The organism is Citricoccus muralis (assembly GCF_003386075.1).
GTDB classification, from domain to species: Bacteria; Actinomycetota; Actinomycetes; order Actinomycetales; family Micrococcaceae; genus Citricoccus; species Citricoccus muralis.
Genome location: NZ_QREH01000001.1, coordinates 2,317,815 through 2,337,309 on the forward strand (window position 1 = coordinate 2,317,815; position 19,495 = coordinate 2,337,309).

Sequence of the window (19,495 nt, forward strand, 5' to 3'; positions counted from 1 at the left end):
GGTAGCAAGACCGGCGGACACCGCAATGAGTGTCGCTCTCAACGCTGAGCTTGTTGCCGCTCCCACTTCAGCACGGTGTCACGGAACCAGGTCAGCGCCTCGATCACCCGTTCCGCGCTACCTTCACGGGCGACGATGTGCTGGCGGATGCTGGGGCGCCGGGAGATGCGATCCTCGGCGATGTCCACGCCCTCCAGTCGGTTGAAACTGTGGCGCAACTCGTGACGCTTGTCTTCATCGTCAAAGGGTGCCCTCTCTGCCAGGTACTGGAATACCACCTCTAGATAGTTCGGTGTGATGCTGATCGGCCAGATCGTCGAGCCGTCGATCTTGTCCCAGATAAGGAAGCATGAGGTCGACTTGGATGTGCCGTACTTGATCCGACCGCCCATCGCATCCCACGCGTGGATGATGTCCAGCACGGCTTCTTGTCCGGCGGCGTCGTTGTGCTTCTCCAACTGCAGTAAGAAGGCATCCCGTAACGCCGGGTTGCCACCGCTCGGAATCACTCGCCCCGAGGCATCGAATCGGATGTCCTCAGCACCCCGGTCTTCTCGACCAGCGCCCGTAGCCTCGGCGCCAACCTCAGGAGATGCCGCTCCGGTCTCCGCCACAACGGTCCTTCGCACCGGAATACTCGCCGGCGGCGGGCTGAGGTCGATCCGCAACTTCTCCGCTCCCTCTCCCAGATACTGAATGAGGTCTTCCTGCCGCGGCTGCCCCATCACGAACCGGTAGGCCCCGAGGGTCTTGCGCAGCTGCGTGTACTGCTTGGCCTCCCGGCTCAGCGGCATCGCGGGGACGTACCGTTCGATCATCGCCCCGCCCTCCACGGGGAACACCCAGTACGGGTTGATCAGGGAATCACCCTCGGCACGGTCCGCCTCGGCAGCCGAGAAGAGAGCAGCCCATGGATCATCACCATCCGCAGTCACGGCGCGGTCCCCGTAGACGGCCGCCACGTTCTTGCGCACGGCATGGCCCTTGTACCGGTGCACGCGGCCTTCACGCTGTTCCAGGTCCACGGGGTTGCTCGGCAGGTTCCAGTGCACCACCGCGTGGCTGTAGGTGTGGAAGTCCAGCCCCTCCTGCCCCACCGAGGTGCTGGCCATGACGAACGGCCAGAACGGCGACGTGTAGCCCTCGCGCACAGTGGCTTCTCGCTCCACGGCTGCCTCAGAGGACTGCACCCGTCCAAAGCGGGCGGCAACGTGGGAGTTCAGGTGCCGTTCCGCCACCGTGATCTGTCCACCGGCCTCGCGCACGTCCTGCACCGCGTTCTGCGCGGACCGGATGGATGCCGTCGCCGCCAGACGGTCTGCCAGAGCCTCAGCCCGCCCACCCCGCGGCACACCAGTGCCACTCAGCCCCTCGGACTCCACCAGCGTGTGCACGAACTCATCGAGCACCGACTGCAGGTTCCCATCCACGCAATACCGCAGCACCTGGTTCCAGTACGAGTCGATGTCCGCGCCTTCCCCGTCCGAAGCGTCAGCAGTACCGCCCACGGCACCACGCACGGCCGAGACGATCTCGGGTTTGTTGAACAGGGACCGCATCCCCTTGGAGGCGATGACCGCCGCCTTCCGCAGCTCGGGATCGGCCACGAATCGCGTGCCGCCTTCCGCCCGGGCTAGCGCTCGGAGCGCGCAGACACCCGGGCCTCCGAGGGCCATCTGCGCCAGCACGCGCGCCAGGTCCTCCGGCGGCTCCCCCATCTCAACCACGTCCGGTCCGCCCGGCCGGCTCGCCCACCTCATGTGATCGACCAGGAGGGACCCTTCACCGCGCTCGTCCTTGAGCCACTGCCGCAGCCGCCCGTTCTCGCTCCCGTCGGCGGCATACGCCGCGTCGAGCAGGTACGGCACCACCCCGTACCAGCGGCGCCGCACCCCCTCCTTCCCGGGCTGCGGGTGGATGTCCAGCCCCGCGAGCAGTTCGCCGATGCGTTGCTCGACGGCGGCCAGGACCTGGTCGCGCTCGAGCGGCAGCTCCCAGCGGTGCTCGGCTGCCAGCAGCAGGGGGTCACCGAGGCGGGCGAGCGTCACGCTGGGATACAGCACGGTCAGGTTCGGCAGGTTCCTGGGCAGGTTCTTCTCGTGGTCCCAGTTGAAGGTCAGGGGCACGGCGGTCCGTCGGTCGCCATAGCGGTGGGAGGAGTCGACGGCGGCCCCGGACTCTGCGCGCAGGCGCCGCTCGGCCTCGTAGCTGACCAGGGCGGCCACCGTCTTGGGCACTACGGCCCAGGACGAGAAGATCAGCCGCTTGGTGAACCGCTGCGCCTGCTCCGAGGCGTAGGCTCCGCCCGGTTCCAGGTACGGCAGGGACGGGGTCATCCAGGCCAGCCGCCAGGCCTCGTGCTCCATCAGGTCATCCACGAGCACGCGCATCTTGGCGTTCACCCGGTCGATCGGCCCGTACTCACGGATGGTCTCCCAGTCCAGCAAAGCGCTCCGGTGCTCGCGCAGCACCGGTACCAGGCCGGCGTCGTTGTTCTCTGCCTGGGTGAGGAACTGTTCCTGGAGCTGGTAGCCGTGCTTGTCCATGAGGTTGGGTGCGTAGGGCGCGGACCGCCAGTACTCGAAGGGGTCCTGCCCTCCGACCTGGCGCCCGATCGCATCGACCGCCAGCCAGCCCTCGAGGTCGGCCTCCTCGAGCGTCATCGGTCCCAGACTTCGCTCGGTGAGCATCCCGTCCCGATCGGGGGTGGCGGAGAGCCGCTCTGTCCGGGACATCACCTTGCGCAGCGCGGCCTCGGCCTGGGACCGGGCGGCCTCGGCCGCGGCCTGGCCCTCGGCGGTGTCCTGCAGGATGCCCTCGCGCAGCAGCCCGAGGTGATGGGTCACGTCCCGCGCTTTCTCGGCACCGGTCAGGAAGGCGATGGTGTCCGTGAAGTCACGGTAGTGGTCCTCGCCGTCGGGCTCATCCGGCAGGGTGTACATCTTGTACGGAGTGGCGGAGAGCACCAGGACCTTGGCCCGTTCCGTGGTGATGACCCGCTGGGCCAGCCGCTGGGCATCCGTGAGGCCGGCGGTTCCCGTCTCGCCGAGGTTCGGGAACAGGTCCTTGAACCGCTGGAACTCGTCCATGATGACCAGGTCCGGGTTCAGCCGGTCCACGGACACCGTGGCCATGGCGATCCGCAGCGCCCCGATCAGCCGGTTGCGCCGTTGTCTGGTCTTCCACGGCCGGTGGCGCTGGTTCGCCCAGGCCTCCTGGTCCTCGAGCAGCTCGTCCAGCAGACAGGCGCCCGTCCCCAGCGGCCCGGGGGCCGTGGTCAGGTATCGGCGGAAGTCCTCCACCAGTTCCGGCGCCAGGTCCGGCCGGTTCGCCGGGTCGTTGACCGCACGCCGGAAACCCTCACGCCCCGAGGTGGCCGCGAGATAGGTGAACCAGGAGGACAATCCCACCTCCTTCGCCCCGAGCACCTGGAGCAGCATCCAGCGCAGCAGCGCCCGCTCGGAGGCCTTGCCGGTCGATTGGCCGAGGTTCAGGGAGGTGCCCGGGGTGAAGGCGATCAGCTGCAGCCGCTGTTGCCGTCCAGCACCCATGGTCGCCGGGAGCATGGTCAACCGGTCGGCGTTGTCCTGCAGCTCTCCCCCGGTGAGTTCGCGGAGACGGGCGAGGTTCTGCCGGGCGATCTGCCCGTTGGAGCAGATGTAGACGATGGTGATGGGCCGGCCCTCGTCCCAGAGGTGATCGATGGCTCGGGCGGCGATGCCCTTGGCCACCAGGGTCTTGCCCAGACCCACCTCGTCGGCCACGAGGAACCGGTCCACCCGGTCCTCGTCCAGCCACAGGCGCCGAAAGACGTGATCGACCGTCGCCCGTTGGAAGGGCTTGAGACCGCTCAGAATCCGCTCCAAGTCAGGCCGCTGTTCGGTCATGATTGCCCCCGCTTCTGCGCCACCCGCAGCACCACGTCCCACATCTGCAGGAACTCTGGTGCGACCAGGTCCTGTGCACCGGGCATCTCCCGCAGTTCGGCGACCTGCCGAGCCACGGACGCCATCGCCTGCGGGTCCCGTCCGGCGGCCCGGACCAGCGGTTCGAAGAGCACGATCGGCGGCAGCTGTGGCCCTGCACCTCCGTCACCTGCCGCATCCAGTTGCTCGGTCACCGTCATCACATCCTCCAACGGTGCTGACTCGGCCTGCAGCGGGTCCAGGCCCAGCAGCAGGGCCAGGTACCGCAGGACGGCGGACTGGTTGGAGAGGAGCGCAGCCAGCACCGCACCGCGGCGGTCCGCGGTATCGCCCCGCAGCCGCATCATCAGGATGCAGCGGCGGGTCACCCGCCCCTCGCCCTCGCCGGCCGTGGTCTCCACGGCCAGGTACGGGGTCACGTTGACCGGGGCCACCTCCCAGCTCTGCTCGGGCGCCAGGTCCCGGACCTGAGCGGGCACCGTGGTGAGCCAGACGCGGGTCTGGCCGGGGCCGTCGTCGGGCATGGTCAGGCTCAGCCGAGCTTCCACCCGGTCCTCATCCAGCTCGGTGACCACCAGCTCGGGCCGTTGCCGCGCCAGCTCCCGGTGGAACTGCTCGAGCCGGTAGCTGGTGGCGATCGCGGGATCGGTGGTACCGGCCTCGTGCTGCGGCGTGTAGGGCTGCAGGATGGCGTCCAGGCCGAGGCTCTCCCGGCCCTGGCCCAGCACCGCGTGGACGCCGCACGTGGCGGTGGGACCGGTGAGCACCGCGTTCATTTCCATCCCACCGCTCCACGCTTGGCCGGTCAGGTTGGCGCTGCCGGTGACCACCATGGACTGCCCGCCCGGCAGGTCGAGGACCACCGTCTTCGCGTGCAGCCCGTCCAGGCGGATCACCGCGACGGCGCCGCTCTCGTCCGCGCCGTCGGGGGTATCCGTGATGGCGGTGAACTCGTCCACAGCTCGCAGGCTGGACTGATCGTCGTCGCCCTCCTCGGCGGCGCGGTGCAGCACCCTCGTGGACCAGCCGTCGAGTTGGCGCCGGCCGAGCAGGTCCATGGCCTCGGCCCGGGAGACGAGGATGGCCTCGGAACTGGTGCCGCGGATGGATTTCAACGTCTCGGCGGACACGAAGGGGCTGATGGCCAGCACCCGCTCCGGGTCCGCCGAGAAGGGCCAGGGCCGGTCATCGTCCAGCCCCAGCGGGAGCAGGCTGCCGCCGGTGAACGGTTCGGGTGCGGCGAGCGTGACTGCCCGCAGGGTACGGGCCAGATCGGCGACGGCGGCCGCCCGGGCCTCCGGGAGCGGGTCCAGTGCCATGGTGGGCAGGGCCGCGACGGCATCGGCGGCGGGCGCCGCGGGGATGGTTCCGTCTGGGTCCTCGTCCAGGACCAGAACGGTGTCCCAGGAATTGTCCAGGGTGAGGTTACGGCTGGCGACGATGACGCGGTGGTGGAGGGCGCCGGCGTCGTCGGCGAAGCGCACGGCCCACAGCTTGGGGTGGAAGAGGTGGCCCTCGTTGGGCGGCAGCACCTCGTGGATGCTGTCCTCGAGGAAGGTGTGGATTCGGCTGTGGCTGGCGGGGACGTGGATGCCGGCGGTCTGGACGAAGACGGTGGTGTGCTCCACGTGGCGCTGTACGGCGTCGAGAAGCCGGACGGGGTCCCCGGCGGCGAGGGCGTCAGCGCTGTCCACGTCCCCGAGGGAGAAGGTCATCGGCGCGATGAGCAGGGCCGTGAGGTTCAGGGTGTAGGTGGTGACAACAGCGTGGTCGAGGCGGAATCCGACGGGCGGGCGCAACGCGTCGGTGAGCAGGACGGTGGACTCCGGGTGCAGCATCAGGCGGTCTCCTCCGCGTCGTAGAGGTCCTGCAGGTGGCGGCGGGCGTTGGTCCACAGGTAGTCGAAGCGACCTGTGCCGCTGGCGCCGCCCCAGGCATCGAGGGCAAGTTGATTGCCCGGGGTGAGCCGGGCGCGAGGGCCCTTCTTCTCCCGCTCGCGGCCAACGATCTTGCAGCGGAGCTGATGGTTGCCAATGAGGTCGGCCGCGGCTCGGGCGTTCGCGACGGCGTCCGCCCAGGTGCCGACGAAGTCCTTGGTGGTTGCGGATAGCCGCCGGCCGCTGTGGATGACCGTCTGCCAGATCAGCTCCCGGTCCCGGGCGTGCAGGGGTTTGACATCCTGAACCTCCGTGAACCATTCTCCGAGTCGCTGGGTGTAGACCTCCTCCAGGGCGGAACCGTGTTGGTCGGTCTTGTGCGTGGCCTCGGCGACCAGGAGGTTGTAGAGCAGGTTCGCTCCCTGGGCGTAGAGGGCGAACTTGGTGGCGCGGTCCACGAGGGCCTCCAGCTCGGGCGGGAGTCCTTGCCGGATGGCTGGATCCCCGACGCCGGCCGGCTGGTTGGTTTCGTCCGTCCAGTTCTCCGGACGGTGGGTGACGAGGTGGGCGAACAGGGAGCCGGCCGCGGTGCGGGTGATGGCCTCCCGCAGGTAGCGGGCGTCCTCGGGGCGGAGGGCGAAGGTGGTCTCCCGCAGCAGATGCTCGGGTGGGGGTGGCAAGCGCGGGTCGAGCCCGGTGGGCGTCAGCCGGATCGGCACGTCGGGATCGTCGGCGCGAGGGGTGGCCTTGAGCTCCTCACGGCGCAGCAGTTCGCGTTCGAAGTATCGACGGGCGGAGAAGCCGGACTCAACGAGGCCCCACCGGCCGATCGCGACCCAGTAGATCTCGCTGGGGAGCCGCTGCAGCGTGCGGCCGGCATCGCGCCCGATGACGCCGACGGTTTCCTTGCCGCTCTGGAGTGCGGTGATGAGCCGGAATTCGGCCTCGCGGAACTGCGACTGCATGCGTCCCACGGTGTCCCGATGGCTGGCCTCCTGCAGCAGCCACGGGATGAACAACACGTACCGGAGCCGGGTCTGGATCGAGGAGACCCCGGGGAACAGGGTATTCGAGAAGGCATCCCGGATCGCACCAAACCCCAGATCGTCCAGGGTCGTCTCATCCCGGAACTGATCCACGGCCTCCATCATGCGGCGCCTTTGTTTCGGGTCGATGGCGAGCCAGCCGAAGGTGGAGGTCATGTGCGGATTGTGGCACGAATGTCGAAAAATGTCGGGACTGCATCGGAGTCTAATGGCATGCCACACCTACTGGACAAGATCACCATCAGCGGTTCCGCTTTCACCTACGAAATACCCATGTCGACACTGGGAGTGAGAAAGTCCGGGGGCTCAGATCGCTACAGGTCGTGGATGCGATTTCAGTCACGCCATGACTCTTTCAGGTGCCACCGACGATACAGCTCAATGGAGAGCGTCTGATTGCGAAGAGGGCCTGGTGAAGTGTCCCACTTCCTTAGAACTGGGACACTCCCCCAAGACAGTGACCGAGGATGGCGACACGCCATGTATTTCCGTCTCAGAACTAAGCCCAAGACGGCATCCTATCTCGATCGTACAAAGCTGACTTTCGACACAGGGCGCCCCTGATTAGCGGGGGGTGGAGCTCGTTCGAATGACCGAGTATGTCCCAATGATGTGGATTAGCCCGTCAGCCCCGTCCGATACGCTGAAGGACGTGATTACCGGTGAACTGAAGTCCCAAGTCGACAGCGTCTGGAACGCATTCTGGTCCGGGGGCATCTCCAACCCGCTGGAGGTGATCGAGCAGATCACGTACCTGCTCTTCCTCAAGCGCCTGGACGACGCGCAGACCGCCGCCGAGCGCAAGGCCGCCCGCACGGGCGAGCACCTCGAACACCCGATCTTTCCCGACGGCACGGACCAGTTCGGCCGCTCCTACCAAGACCTGCGCTGGTCGAAGTTCAAGAACTTCGACAAGACTGAAATGTTCACGGTCTTCAGCGAAAGCATCTTCCCCTTCCTGCGCGAGGAGCTCACCCGCCAGTCCGACGGCGGCGACTCCTCCTACAGCCACCACATGAAGGACGCGCGCTTCACCATCACCAAGGACCACCTGCTGCAGAAGGCAGTGGACCTAATTGACCGCATCCCGATGGAGGACCGCGACACCAAGGGTGACCTCTACGAGTACATGCTCTCCAAGATCGCCACCGCCGGCACCAACGGCCAGTTCCGCACTCCGCGGCACATCATCAAGCTCCTCGTGGAGATGCGGGACCCGAAACCGATGGAGGCGATCTGTGACCCGGCCTCTGGCACCTGCGGCTTCCTCATGGCCACGGGCGAACACCTCCGCGAGCACAACCCGGACCTGATGTTCGACCCGACCCAGAGGGCGTTCTTCAACAACGACCAGTTCCACGGCTTCGACTTCGACTCCACGATGCTGCGCATCGGCGCCATGAACCTGCTGTTGCACGGCATCGAGAATCCGGTCATCGAGAACCGCGACTCCCTGGCCGACCTACATTCGGCCGACGAGGAGAAGTACGACGTCGTCCTGGCCAACCCGCCCTTCGCCGGCAGCCTGGACTACGAGAACACCTCCAAAGAACTGCTCAAGGTCGTCAAGACCAAGAAGACCGAGCTGTTGTTCCTGGCGCTGTTCCTGCGTCTGCTCAAGCCTGGTGGCCGTGCCGCCGTGGTCGTGCCCGACGGTGTGCTCTTCGGCTCCTCGAACGCGCACAAGCAGCTGCGCAAGGAGCTGGTGGAGAACCAGCTGCTGGAAGCCGTGATCAAGCTGCCGTCCGGAGTGTTCAAGCCCTACGCGGGCGTATCCACCGCAGTGTTGTTCTTCACCCGCACCGACTCCGGTGGCACGGGAGACGTCTGGTTCTACGACGTGGCCTCCGACGGCTTCAGTCTGGACGATAAGCGCACCCCGCTCGAGAGTTCCGACCTGCCCGATGTTTTGGAGCGTTGGCGTGCCCTTCGTGGTGAATTCGGGGAGGAACGATCGACGGTGGAACTCAGTCGGGCACGCACCGAACGGTCGTTCGTGGTCCCGAGGGCTGAGATCACGGGGAATGGGTACGACCTGTCGATCAACAGATACAAGGAAATCGAATATGACGAGGTCGAACACCGCACCCCGGCGGACATTATCGCCGACATCGAGCGGCTCGACCAGGAAGTCGTCGAAAATCTCGCGGAGCTAAAGAGGCTCCTCGCATGAATCACGTAAAAGTCGAAGATATCAGTGTTCAAGTACGCGGAGTGTCCTACAACAAATCGGAAGTTCGGACGGCGCCAGCAGAGGGCTACTCCGCGCTTTTGCGTGGAGGCAACATCGGTGCCCACGGACTGATTCTTGAGGACCTTCAGTATGTACCAATTGAAAAGGTTTCGGAGAAGCAGAAACTTAGAAATGGCGACGTCGTCCTAGTGGCGTCCAGCGGCAGCCTGGACGCGGTGGGAAAAGCAGCTGCCATCGATGATTCATTCGCTGGAACCTTCGGAGCCTTCTGCAAAGTACTGCGACCTTCCTCGAAGGTGGACCAGCGGTATTTCGCCCATTACTTCAAGACGTCGCGCTATCGACGCACCGTGTCCTCACTGGCGGCGGGCGCAAACATCAACAATCTAAAGAACGAGCATCTCAATGAACTTGAATTTCCTCTACCAACGCTAAGTGAGCAGCGTCGCATCGCCGACATCCTCGACAAGGCCGATGCTCTGCGGACCAAGCGCCGTGAATCCATCGGCCACCTCGACGCCCTCACCCAGTCCATCTTCCACGAGATGTCTGCTGGATCCACCGCCCCCAAACGTGTACTTGGCGAGGTCGCAAGCTTTCATGCGGGCGGTACCCTTCCAGACGGTGAAGTGTTCGTAGGACAACCCGGTGGATACCTCCTCGCTAGGGTGTCCGACATGAACCGACCGGGAAATGAATCCAATTTGGTTCGGACCGCCGAATGGACACCGGAGATCCGGACCCGAGGGTCTCTTTGCCCTGCAGGCGGCGTGGTATTCCCTAAGCGTGGAGCCTCGATTGCAACTAACAAGAAACGCTTGGCCGTTCGGCCTACTGTGCTGGATCCGAACCTAATGGGGGTAGCTCCCGGTCCCCTGCTTGATTCCACATACTTACTTACCTGGTTCTCCGGCTTCGATTTGGCTTCGATTTCAAGCGGTAGTTCTGTGCCTCAATTGAACAAGAAGGATCTTGCGCCCTTAGAGCTCCCCGTGCCCAACCTCGAACGACAGCTGGAGTTTGCGGGCCGGGTTGCTGCAATCGAACGCCTAAAGGCGACTCACCGCGCCCAGCTAGCCGAACTCGACAATCTCCTCCTGTCCCTACAGGACCGGGCGTACAAGGGGCATCTGTGATGACCGCGGACGCAGCCGAGCCACTCGAGTCCAAGGTGCCGATCTGGCCCCACTTCGTGCAGCACGTGTTGACGGCACTGTCCGACGGGGACACATTGCATCGCCGCGACATCGTCGGACGGGCCATCGACATCGCTGGCCTTTCGGAAGCTGCGCGGGCCGAGACGCTCAGCTCGGGCGGCCTGCGGTCGGAACAGCGCCTCGGCTGGGCCATTAGCAACCTGTTTAAGGCCGGCTTCATCGAACGCCCTCTCCGGGCCAACTACCGCATCACCGAGGTGGGCCGGACGTGGTTCGCTGAGCATCCGGAAGGCATCGGTAGCTTTTCCGAGGCCAACCATCTCTTCGCGCCCTACTGGCCACATGTACAGAAGGACGCTGCCGCCGTCATGCCGGAGGCATCCCTGCCGGACGCTGCCGACCCGATCGAGCAGATCGAGGCCGGCATCAACCGCATCACGACTGACGTCGGTGACTCTCTTCTAGTGAGGTTGAGAGACAGCCACCCGGACTTCTTCGAGGAAGCGGTCGTCCGGTTGCTGCTGGCCATGGGCTATGGCGGGGCCGAACAGCAAGGGCGACGCATCGGCGGTTCGGGCGATGGGGGTGTGGACGGGGTTATCGACCAGGACGCACTGGGCCTTGAACAGGTCTATGTGCAGGCCAAGCGCTATGCCGAGGGCAATAACGTCGGCCGCGAGACCATCCAGGCGTTCATCGGCGCGCTGCACGGGTTCGGGGCCGGCCGGGGCGTCTTCATCACTACCAGCACGTTCACTCAGAACGCCCGCGACTATGCGAAGAGCATCCCGACTAGGGTGATCCTGATTGATGGTCAGCGTCTGGTTTCGCTGATGATCAAGTATCGCGTTGGTGTCCAGGTGGAGCAGAGCTACGACGTGGTGGGCATCGACGAGGACTTCTTCGAATAGCACCTAGACCTCAGCAGGCTCGAAGACCGCGTTGACGTGGGAGTAGTCCCTATGACGCCTATCTGGTGGCAATGGCTAGCATCAGGGCATAGGTGTGTTTGGTGCGGCTGAAGGGAAGCGAATGGACCAGGGCGCAAGCGGTGACGGACGCGTGTCCAACTATGATTTCCTGTCTGCCCAGTGGCCGGGCGTGTTCGGGGACGCTCGAGCCGCCGAAACGTACGCCCTGCGGGATGCGCGCAGTTCCCTGCTGTATGCCCGGCGCGCTTTAGAAGCCCTGGTCGATTGGCTCTACACGGCCGACCCGACCCTGCGCGTACCCCTGCACGATGACCTGAACAACCGGTTGACTGAGCAACGGTTCCAAGCCTTGGTTCCGCCCATGGTTCGCGACAAGATGCACGCGATCCGTAAGGTGGCCAACAAGGGCATTCACGGGGCCCAGCCGGTCAGTACACAGATCTCTGCGCACGTCGTGGCCGAGTTGTTCCATGTGGGTGTTTGGCTGGCCACGCGCTACACCACGGACCCCGGCGCTCGTCCTTCATCGGGCACCACTTTCGATCCGGCGCTGTTGGCCCCGAAGCCTGCCTCCGGTGTCGTGCAGCTGACCAAGGCCGAGGCGGAGGCCCTGGCGGGCAGGCTCGACGCGAAGGATGCCGAGCTGAAGGAAGCGGCCGGCAAGGAGGCCGGGTACGAGGCACGGATCAAGGCGCTGCAGGCTGAGGTCGAGGCCGCGAAGAAGGCCAACGAGAAGATCCCGGACGAGCACGACTACACGGAGGTCGGTACCCGTGAGTACATCGACCTCTACCTGGCCGAGGCCGGCTGGGACGTCACGGCCCGGAACGTGCGCGAGTTCCCCGTCCACACCATGCCAACGGCAGCCGGCACCCTAGACGGGGACGGTGCAGTGGACTACGTGCTGTGGGGCGCGGACGGGAAGCCCCTGGCCGTGCTGGAAGCCAAACGGACCTCCAAGGACGCCCACGCGGGCCAGCAGCAGGCCAAGTACTACGCCGACTGCCTCGAGCGCGCCTACGGGCAGCGCCCGGTGATCTACTACTCCAACGGCTACCGGCACTGGCTCTGGGAAGACACCCTCTACCCGGAGCGTGAGGTCCTGGGATTCCACACCCGCGACGAACTCCAGCTCATGGTCGATCGCCGGACCCAACGCCATCCGCTGGCTCAGGCGCCGATCCCGGTCGGCATCGCCGACCGCCCCTACCAGCAGGAGGCCATCCGCGCCGTCGCCGAGGCCTTCGACGACGCAAAGCGCCGCCGGGCCCTGTTGGTCATGGCGACCGGCACGGGAAAGACTCGCACCGTGGTGGCACTGACCCAGTTGCTCAGCGAGAACCGGTGGGTGAAACGGGTGTTGTTCCTCGCGGACCGGAACGCGCTGGTCACCCAGGCGGCCCGCGCGTTCAAGAACCTCCTCCCCGGCTCCTCGCCGGCGATCCTGGGCAGCGACGAGGACGCAGGCAGCCGTATTCACGTCTCGACGTATCCGACCATGATGAACTTGATCAACGCCTCCACCTCGGGGGAGGTGACCGGCCCGGAGAGGCGCGGGGTCGGCTACTACGATTTGGTGATAGTGGATGAGGCACACCGCTCCGTTTACCAGAAGTACCGCCACATCTTCGCCTACTTCGACGCGCTGGTCATCGGGTTGACCGCCACCCCGCACAGCGAGGTCGACCGCAACACCTACGCCCTGTTCGGGATCGAGAACAACAACCCCACCAGCGCCTACGAGCTCGATGAGGCCGTGGAAGACGAGTGGCTGGTCCCGCCCCGGGTGATCGACGTCCCGGTCGGGTTCATGCGCGCCGGCGTTCGCTACGACGAGCTCTCCCCCGAGGAGCAGGAGGAGTGGGACGAGAAGGAGTGGGACGAGGACGGACTGATCCCCGACGAGGTCGCCGCCCCGGAGGTGAACCGGTGGCTGTTCAACACCGACACCGTCGACAAGGTGCTCGAAGTGCTCATGGACCGCGGGCACAAGGTCGCCGGCGGCGACAAGCTCGGCAAGACCATCGTGTTCGCCCGCAACCAGGACCACGCCCGGTTCATCGTCCAACGCTTCGACGCCAACTACCCCGCCCAGGCAGGGAACTTCGCCCGGGTCATCACCCACAGCGTGAACTACGCCCAGCGGCTCATCGACGACTTCTCCGACCCCAATAAGGACCCGCAGATCGCCGTCAGCGTCGACATGCTCGACACCGGCATCGATGTGCCCGACGTGGTGAACCTGGTGTTCTTCAAGCCCGTACGGTCCAAGGCGAAGTTCTGGCAGATGATCGGCCGCGGCACCCGACTACGCCCCGACCTCTACGGCCCCGACCAACCCAAGACCGATTTCCTCGTCTTCGACGTCTGCGGCAACGCCGAGTTCTTCAACGCCGGACTCTCCGCACCCGACGCCACACTGGGGCGTTCCCTGGCCGCGCGGACCTTCGCGACCCGGGTCCAGCTGCTCCGTGCCGCCGCACTGACCGGATACGACAGTGGATTCCGGGCCGATCTCGTGTCGCACCTCGGCTCGACCGTGCGCGGGTTACCCGCGCACAACTTTCTGGTCAGACCGCATTTAGCGGCCGTCGAGCGTTTTGCCCAGGATTCGGCCTGGGAGAAGCTCACCGACCTCGACGCCGCCGTCGTCGACCAGGAGCTTGCCCCCTTGGCCGCTGTGGTCCCGGGCGAAGGAAAGGAAGAGTCCAAGCGATTCGATCTGCTGGTCCTGCAGGCCGAGCTCGCGGCGCTCAACGGCGACACGGCCGGACTCGCGCAACTGGGCGCCCAGCTGGTGAAGATCGCCGCGGCACTTAAGGACCAGCAGAACATCCCGAAAATCGCGGCGCAGCTGCACGTGATCGACGCAGTCGTGGAGATGGGTGCCGAGGACGGGGCATGGACCACCGTGGACCCCCTCTGGCTCGAGACGGTCAGAGGCAAGCTACGGGAACTCGTCCCGCTCATTGAGAGGCGTAAGCGCAACCTCGTCTACACGAACTTCGAGGACGTCCGCGGAGAACTCACCGAGGTGGACTTGGAGGGCGTCAAACACTCCGCATTTGACGTGTCCTATTACCGTGAGCGGGCGGCGCTCTATCTGCAGGGGCACCTCGAGCACATCACGATGCAGAAGCTGCGCCGCGGACGGGCGCTGACGACGACCGACCTCGCATCACTTGAGCAGATACTGCTGGACAGCGGTGCCGGATCCCGTGAGGACCTGGAACGCGCCGCTGCCGGTGATCTCGCCGGATTCATCCGCTCGTTAGTGGGCCTGGATCCCGAGGCTGTCCAAGAGGCGTTCGCTCAGTTCATCTCCGAAAGCACGCTGAACACCCGTCAGCTGAAGTTATTGAACATGCTGATCGCTCAGCTCACCCGCGGCGGTGGCATGACGGCCGGCGCGCTCTACGAGCCCCCGTATACGGACATCGCTCCCCATGGACCCGATGACCTTTTCCCCGCGGACACAGTCGACCGAATCTTCGACCTCGTCAATCGATTCGGAAGTACGAGTCTCCCGGCATCGGAGGATGCTGTCGGTGAAATCGCCTAACGCTGCTATTTCAACCTGCCCGTTCTTCCCTAATTGGTACTGGAGACGCGAAGGTGCTCGCCGATGTAACCAACATAGATCCGTCCATCCATGGAACTGGCATCACAGTAGTGAATCCGCGGCGACTTCATCCCCGCCTTGTGTAGCTTGAAGTGCGCCTGCATTGTCACCGATCCATCAGGATCAACCGTCGAAGGGACGGCAAACCGTCTAAGGTCGCCGTACATTTTCATCGTTGTTTCGCTCTCCCGTGGAGCATGGCGCGTTGCTGGATACACGGGGTATCCGGGAGGGATCGTGTTTAGGTATTGGTGGACGTTCCCTTGGAATGCACCGTCCCCTTTGGCTCTGAGATACCCCCCTAGAGCCTTAAGAGCTTTCCAAGCCATAGAGGCCGAGTTCCTGCCAAAGCTGTCAACGGCGAGCACATCTTCCTTATCACCGGTGAAGACCACACCTTCTTTTTCCAGGTCTCTGAGGTGATCCACTAGTTCCGCGAAGTCCTCCGGGGCGAATTCATCAACGGGTTCATCCTGTTCGTAGGCTTCTTGCGCCTTGCCGGCCATGGCGAGCTTTCGCTGGAGGGACGCAATGCGTCGCTGCATCGCGACAGACTCTTCGACGAGACCCTCGAATTCGTTGTTCATCTCTTGGATTTCGGCCTCAAGCAGATCCTTTTCCTCTTGGAAGTCACTGATCGAGGCGGTTTGCTTCAGGATCTTGTCCTGCAACGCCATGACACTTTCGGGCTTGATCCGCTCGGCAAAGCTCTGAGCTAGTTCCAGGACGAAATCGTCCGTGACCGTACTGACCCCCAGCATTTCCTTGAGTGCGGCAACGTTCGCGGTCTCCTCATTGGTGAGGAGGACGGCCTCAGCGTGATCGGCGGCATGGTCGATCCCCGAGATTCGCTGGTTTGCATCGGTCTTTGTAGAAGGGAAGAGACCCTCCAGGAACTGACGATCCTCCGCCTGCTGGATCAACCGCTGGGCCGCCCTCACGCGCCCAGGGATGGGCCTTTGCTGGGAGACCCGACGAGCTACCGTACCGAGCAGCAAACCGACCTTGGTGGCACTGTCGCGGGCCATCCGGTCAGCACCGAGGATCCGATGGCGTCGTGCATCTTGAGGGTTTTCAAAGTCAACCCCTGGCAGATAGGTACGCACCGCTCCCTCAGGTGGCGTGAAGCGGGCTGGCAAGGCCTCCCTCAGGGCACGCGCGGAGTCGGCGTCCAAAGCGATGAAGGTGGCAAGTCCTGCGGTATCCCGCGCCCATGACCTGGCATCGAGTAGGAACTGGTTCCCAGAGTCGCCGCCAGACTCCACCTCGGCAACAAACACGGGCAAGTCGCGCTGTTCACTCCCCAAGAACTCGACCAGATCAGGAATGCGGTCAATATCCGAAATCCGCGTGAATCCAAGCCCGAACGGATATCCGGCAATGAGCCCGTTCGGTGATTCAACCAATCGCCGCACTAACCGAGGGGTAGAGGCAAACTTGTCCCCATCAGCACTAACGTCAATCCAAAGCCAACATTCCTCGGACCCTTGGCTCCATATCAATTCAGTATGGAAATGCACATCCGGGTACTTCTCTACCAGGCGAATCCGATGAAACTTCGAGTCGTCATCTTCAGCAAAGGTTGACGACGCGAAGACGCCGCCACTTTCGTGAACTCCCGCTTCGCCGAGCCTGAGCTCCAGCCCCTTCCCCTGGAGCCATTCGTTGATCGCCCTAACCGTGAATTGCTGACCCTCATGACCGATCCTGATAAGTGTTCTATATGTACGCGCCTCAAGCGGATCAACCTGATATTTGCTCTCGGAAGCTTGAGGAGATCGCGCAGGAGCCGGAGCATTGTCTCGGGAAACCGGACGAACAGGAGCTGGTTGGCGCTTCGCCATGATTATCGGCGTGGGTACCGCAGCCGAGTTAGGCGGAGCAGATTGCCGCTGACCATCGACTTCACCTGTCGACGGAGAGTTCGGCCGCGCCTCGACAGGGGGACCTACCTCCACCGAAGGCTTGCGTCTCGGCGGGGTAATGGGCGTGCGTACAAACCGAACAACCGTGTCAATGGCTGGCGTTGCCGATTGCAGAGCTGAAAGCCGGTTCAGGAAATGCCGTGCCCTCTTCTGAGCGTTGACTAGCTCTCCGATGGTGCCGCCTTCTTGCGCCAGTTTCACCATCGACAAGAGGTCTTCAAGCTCGCTGAATCTCGTACCACTGCTCATTCGGTTCGTCCTCCTAAGGCTGCTGGCCGCCGGTCCTGCGTCGATGCCGGCTCCGTCATCGGAGGCCGCAGGCTCTCCCACAATTGCGTCCTGACTAGGCTCATGGTAGTGCGGCCTGCTGGCGGGTGGCCAGAACTTTTGAGGTTGTGCGGGGGAGCTGGACGGCGAAGGTGATCCGAGGGCCGTCGATCTCGACGATGCTGTCACGGACCGGGACGAGGATGTTCAAGACCAGCTCAATGGTCGGGGGCTTCGATCGCGTCCGTGATGTGGTGGAAGATCCGCCGGGACCGCAGACACGGTCTGGCCGTTGGAAAGGATCTATCGATCTCAAACAGGGGTCTAGGAGACATTTGAGCGCTGACGTCAGTCAACTCGCCCGGGGAGCGTCAGAGAGTGGGATCCACTCCTTGATGCATGGGACTTACGGATGTCCTGCTGCGGCCAATGCCTTGAGATGGTTTAAAATCACCTCAGCGAACTGGCCACATTTGGCATCGCGCAGCGCATCGGGCAGTTGCTTGCCGCCTCTTTGCGCCCAGTAGGATGCCTGTTGTTGCGCCACGCTCTGAACGACATCAGGTGCCGAGCGCCCCACTTCCAGGAAAAACTCGTCGCAACTATAGACCTCGTAGTGTGCGTCATCCGAGTTAAATCCTTCGTCCTCGGTTATGAGTACATCGGCCCTGCAGGCCTCTGCTGCGTGATGCACATGCCAATCTCCTGCGTCTGCAATCCCTTCGACGGGGCCACCGGGATAGACAGTGATGACCTCATCGACACACATTTCAATTTTTTCCATTAGTCCGGAGATCAAGCTGCTGGGCGCCTCTGGGTGGTTATCACGGAGTCTTGCGCTCGTCTCTGCGATAACGTCCCAAGTGGTGTGGAGTTGGAACATTCCACCGCGGGTCTCCAGTCGCAGTTTGAATAGCCAGTCGCGAAGCGTTCGGCTATAAAGCACGTTGGCATCAAGAAAAACACGTTGGGTCATAGCTCTTAGTTTGAGCTATGACCCAACGTGCATGGTGGATTGACGGCTTAGGCGAGTCCGTCTAACTGATCCTCGAGTTCCTGCAGTTCAGCGAAAGATTCCCGACGATCCGCTTCACGCTTGGCCTTGAAGGCCAGGATGATGTCTCTCTTGAAGCGAGTGTGGGTGCCAACGCTGAAAGAATCTACTTCTCCGTCTCTGGCGAGTTTCAAGAGAGTTGGCCGAGAAACGCCAAGAACGTCGGCGGCAGTATTGCTTGTCAGCTCATCAGGCAGGGTTGCCACGGTAACGCTGCCATTAATTGCCAGAGCACGCAGTGCCTTGTCGATGATCTTAGAGAGTTCAGGAGGGAGTCGACGCACGGAACCGTCGCTCATAACCTCTGCAAAACCGACCAGTCCAGCAGGAGTGGACTCAACTTCATGTCGAACACTCGTGAGGTCCTCAGCGGTGACCAGAACGTCCGTCCGCGTAAGCATTGTGGCGGCCATCGTTCCTCCTTCATCCATTCGTTCTTCTTACCCCCACCCTACATCTTCTTCACTTATAAGTGAAATATGAGTTTGCATCGGGTGCGGGCTGAACATGAGCGCACGCTATGCCCCGCAGGGAAGGCCTTCCGCGTCCGAGTTTGCCAATGCGGGTCTCTTTCACTCTATGGCGGGGTGGAGTGGCAATCAGATGAAGATCACGAGTCTGGGGACTAGGCCGAAGCGGGCAAGTCGCGGATGCGTCGGTAGAGGGTGGCCCGGGACATGCCCAGATCGCGGGCGACCTGCGCGGCCGGCCGGCCGGAATTGACCAGGTGGGCGGCGCTGCGGATCTGGGAGTCGGTGAACGTCCGGGGACGACCGCCTAGGTCCTGGCCGGCCGCCCGACGCTTGGCCACGGAGTCGGTGGTGCGTTCGCGCTTGATCTCCAACTCCATCTGGGCCAGGGCGGCCATCACCGTGAACACCATGGACCCCATCGGCGTGTGGGTGTCGACGTCTCCCCCACCCAGATTTAACACCCGCAACCCGGCCCCTCGCTCTCGGAGCATCTCAGCGAAGGCGAGCATGTTCTGCGTGGACCGGCCCAACCGGTCCAGAGTGGTGATCACCAGGGTGTCCCCGCCCTGCAGGGCGGCGACTGCCTTGTCGAACTTCGGCCGGGAGGCTCGGGCACCGGACACCCCGTGGTCCACGTAGAGGTCATCCCGGCGGACGCCGGCCGCGACCAGGTCCTCGACCTGCCGGGCGGCGTCCTGTCGCCGGGTCGAGACCCGGGCGTACCCGATGAGTTTTCCCATGACCACCCCAAAGTGTCTCGAAACCAACGCCGTTGACACGATTCTAGACCCTAGGTTTCGCTACATAGTTATGAGAATTCTTGAGGCCGGTCGGGCCCCGGATTTCCGGGAGTGCAGATCGAGGATCGCAAGGGGTCGGCGAGACGTCTCGAAAGCCATGGGCTGCGATGCACCGCCACAATCCGATCCGGCCAACGGCTGTAGTGGGTTCACTTTCGTGGCGGCATTTGGGAACAGTCTTGTCGGTGGCGTTGACCCCAACGGGCAGCTTTCGCTCTACCA

Annotated in this window: 11 protein-coding genes; 4 read left to right on the top strand and 7 right to left on the bottom strand. The window is 63.8% G+C overall.

The window, feature by feature from the left end:
- Positions 1 to 38: 38 nt before the first annotated feature.
- The 3 genes from C8E99_RS10295 to C8E99_RS10305 are packed head-to-tail and all read right to left on the bottom strand — an operon-like array spanning position 39 to position 7,005.
- Positions 39 to 3,887 carry a helicase-related protein gene (locus C8E99_RS10295; protein ID WP_245952252.1) on the bottom strand — a complete coding sequence of 1,283 codons (3,849 nt, stop codon included), beginning with the start codon at positions 3,885 to 3,887 and terminating at the stop codon, positions 39 to 41.
- Complete coding sequence (locus C8E99_RS10300; protein ID WP_115932218.1) at positions 3,884 to 5,764, bottom strand: phospholipase D-like domain-containing protein; 1,881 nt, start codon at positions 5,762 to 5,764, stop codon at positions 3,884 to 3,886. The genes C8E99_RS10295 and C8E99_RS10300 overlap by 4 nt, the downstream gene beginning before the upstream one ends.
- Complete coding sequence (locus C8E99_RS10305) at positions 5,764 to 7,005, bottom strand: DUF6361 family protein (protein WP_115932219.1); 1,242 nt, start codon at positions 7,003 to 7,005, stop codon at positions 5,764 to 5,766. The genes C8E99_RS10300 and C8E99_RS10305 overlap by 1 nt, the downstream gene beginning before the upstream one ends.
- Positions 7,006 to 7,501: 496 nt before the next feature.
- Between C8E99_RS10305 and C8E99_RS10310 the strand changes: the two genes are divergently transcribed.
- The 4 genes from C8E99_RS10310 to C8E99_RS10325 all read left to right on the top strand — a co-directional run bounded on the left by C8E99_RS10310 (position 7,502) and on the right by C8E99_RS10325 (position 14,694).
- Positions 7,502 to 9,022 (top strand): type I restriction-modification system subunit M, encoded by a 1,521-nt coding sequence (locus C8E99_RS10310; protein WP_115933398.1) that lies wholly within the window; start codon positions 7,502 to 7,504, stop codon positions 9,020 to 9,022.
- Entirely contained in the window at positions 9,019 to 10,179 is a 1,161-nt protein-coding gene (locus C8E99_RS10315) for a restriction endonuclease subunit S (RefSeq protein ID WP_115932220.1), read from the top strand. The genes C8E99_RS10310 and C8E99_RS10315 overlap by 4 nt, the downstream gene beginning before the upstream one ends.
- Positions 10,179 to 11,111 (top strand): restriction endonuclease, encoded by a 933-nt coding sequence (locus tag C8E99_RS10320; RefSeq protein WP_115932221.1) that lies wholly within the window; start codon positions 10,179 to 10,181, stop codon positions 11,109 to 11,111. Before C8E99_RS10315 ends, C8E99_RS10320 begins: the two co-directional genes overlap by 1 nt.
- A gap of 151 nt (positions 11,112 to 11,262) precedes the next feature.
- A complete protein-coding gene (locus C8E99_RS10325) occupies positions 11,263 to 14,694 on the top strand; it encodes a DEAD/DEAH box helicase family protein (protein ID WP_115933399.1) in 3,432 nt (1,143 codons plus the stop codon).
- Positions 14,695 to 14,723: 29 nt separating this feature from the next.
- On the opposite strand, the gene C8E99_RS15785 is transcribed toward C8E99_RS10325, so the two are convergent.
- The 4 genes from C8E99_RS15785 to C8E99_RS10345 all read right to left on the bottom strand — a co-directional run bounded on the left by C8E99_RS15785 (position 14,724) and on the right by C8E99_RS10345 (position 19,213).
- The gene (locus C8E99_RS15785; RefSeq protein ID WP_147301223.1) at positions 14,724 to 16,928 is read right to left on the bottom strand and encodes a coiled-coil domain-containing protein; all 2,205 of its coding nucleotides are present in this window, start codon (positions 16,926 to 16,928) and stop codon (positions 14,724 to 14,726) included.
- Positions 16,929 to 17,352: 424 nt separating this feature from the next.
- Positions 17,353 to 17,922, bottom strand: coding sequence for a PIN domain-containing protein (locus C8E99_RS10335; RefSeq protein ID WP_115932223.1), 570 nt, complete (start codon positions 17,920 to 17,922; stop codon positions 17,353 to 17,355).
- Between the two features lie 47 nt (positions 17,923 to 17,969).
- Positions 17,970 to 18,413, bottom strand: a complete 444-nt coding sequence (locus C8E99_RS10340; protein ID WP_170144580.1) for a helix-turn-helix domain-containing protein — start codon at positions 18,411 to 18,413, stop codon at positions 17,970 to 17,972.
- A 212-nt stretch (positions 18,414 to 18,625) separates the two neighbouring features.
- Positions 18,626 to 19,213 (bottom strand): recombinase family protein, encoded by a 588-nt coding sequence (locus C8E99_RS10345; RefSeq protein WP_115933400.1) that lies wholly within the window; start codon positions 19,211 to 19,213, stop codon positions 18,626 to 18,628.
- Positions 19,214 to 19,495: the final 282 nt, after the last annotated feature.

Bases quoted from the DNA above. Each gene is read 5' to 3' on its own strand.
- C8E99_RS10295 (WP_245952252.1), bottom strand. From the start codon at position 3,887: ATGACCGAACAGCGGCCTGACTTGGAGCGGATTCTGAGCGGTCTCAAG.
- C8E99_RS10300 (WP_115932218.1), bottom strand. From the start codon at position 5,764: ATGCTGCACCCGGAGTCCACCGTCCTGCTCACCGACGCGTTGCGCCCG.
- C8E99_RS10305 (WP_115932219.1), bottom strand. From the start codon at position 7,005: ATGACCTCCACCTTCGGCTGGCTCGCCATCGACCCGAAACAAAGGCGC.
- C8E99_RS10315 (WP_115932220.1), top strand. From the start codon at position 9,019: ATGAATCACGTAAAAGTCGAAGATATCAGTGTTCAAGTACGCGGAGTG.
- C8E99_RS10320 (WP_115932221.1), top strand. From the start codon at position 10,179: ATGACCGCGGACGCAGCCGAGCCACTCGAGTCCAAGGTGCCGATCTGG.
- C8E99_RS15785 (WP_147301223.1), bottom strand. From the start codon at position 16,928: ATGAGCAGTGGTACGAGATTCAGCGAGCTTGAAGACCTCTTGTCGATG.
- C8E99_RS10335 (WP_115932223.1), bottom strand. From the start codon at position 17,922: ATGACCCAACGTGTTTTTCTTGATGCCAACGTGCTTTATAGCCGAACG.
- C8E99_RS10340 (WP_170144580.1), bottom strand. From the start codon at position 18,413: ATGGCCGCCACAATGCTTACGCGGACGGACGTTCTGGTCACCGCTGAG.
- C8E99_RS10345 (WP_115933400.1), bottom strand. From the start codon at position 19,213: ATGGGAAAACTCATCGGGTACGCCCGGGTCTCGACCCGGCGACAGGAC.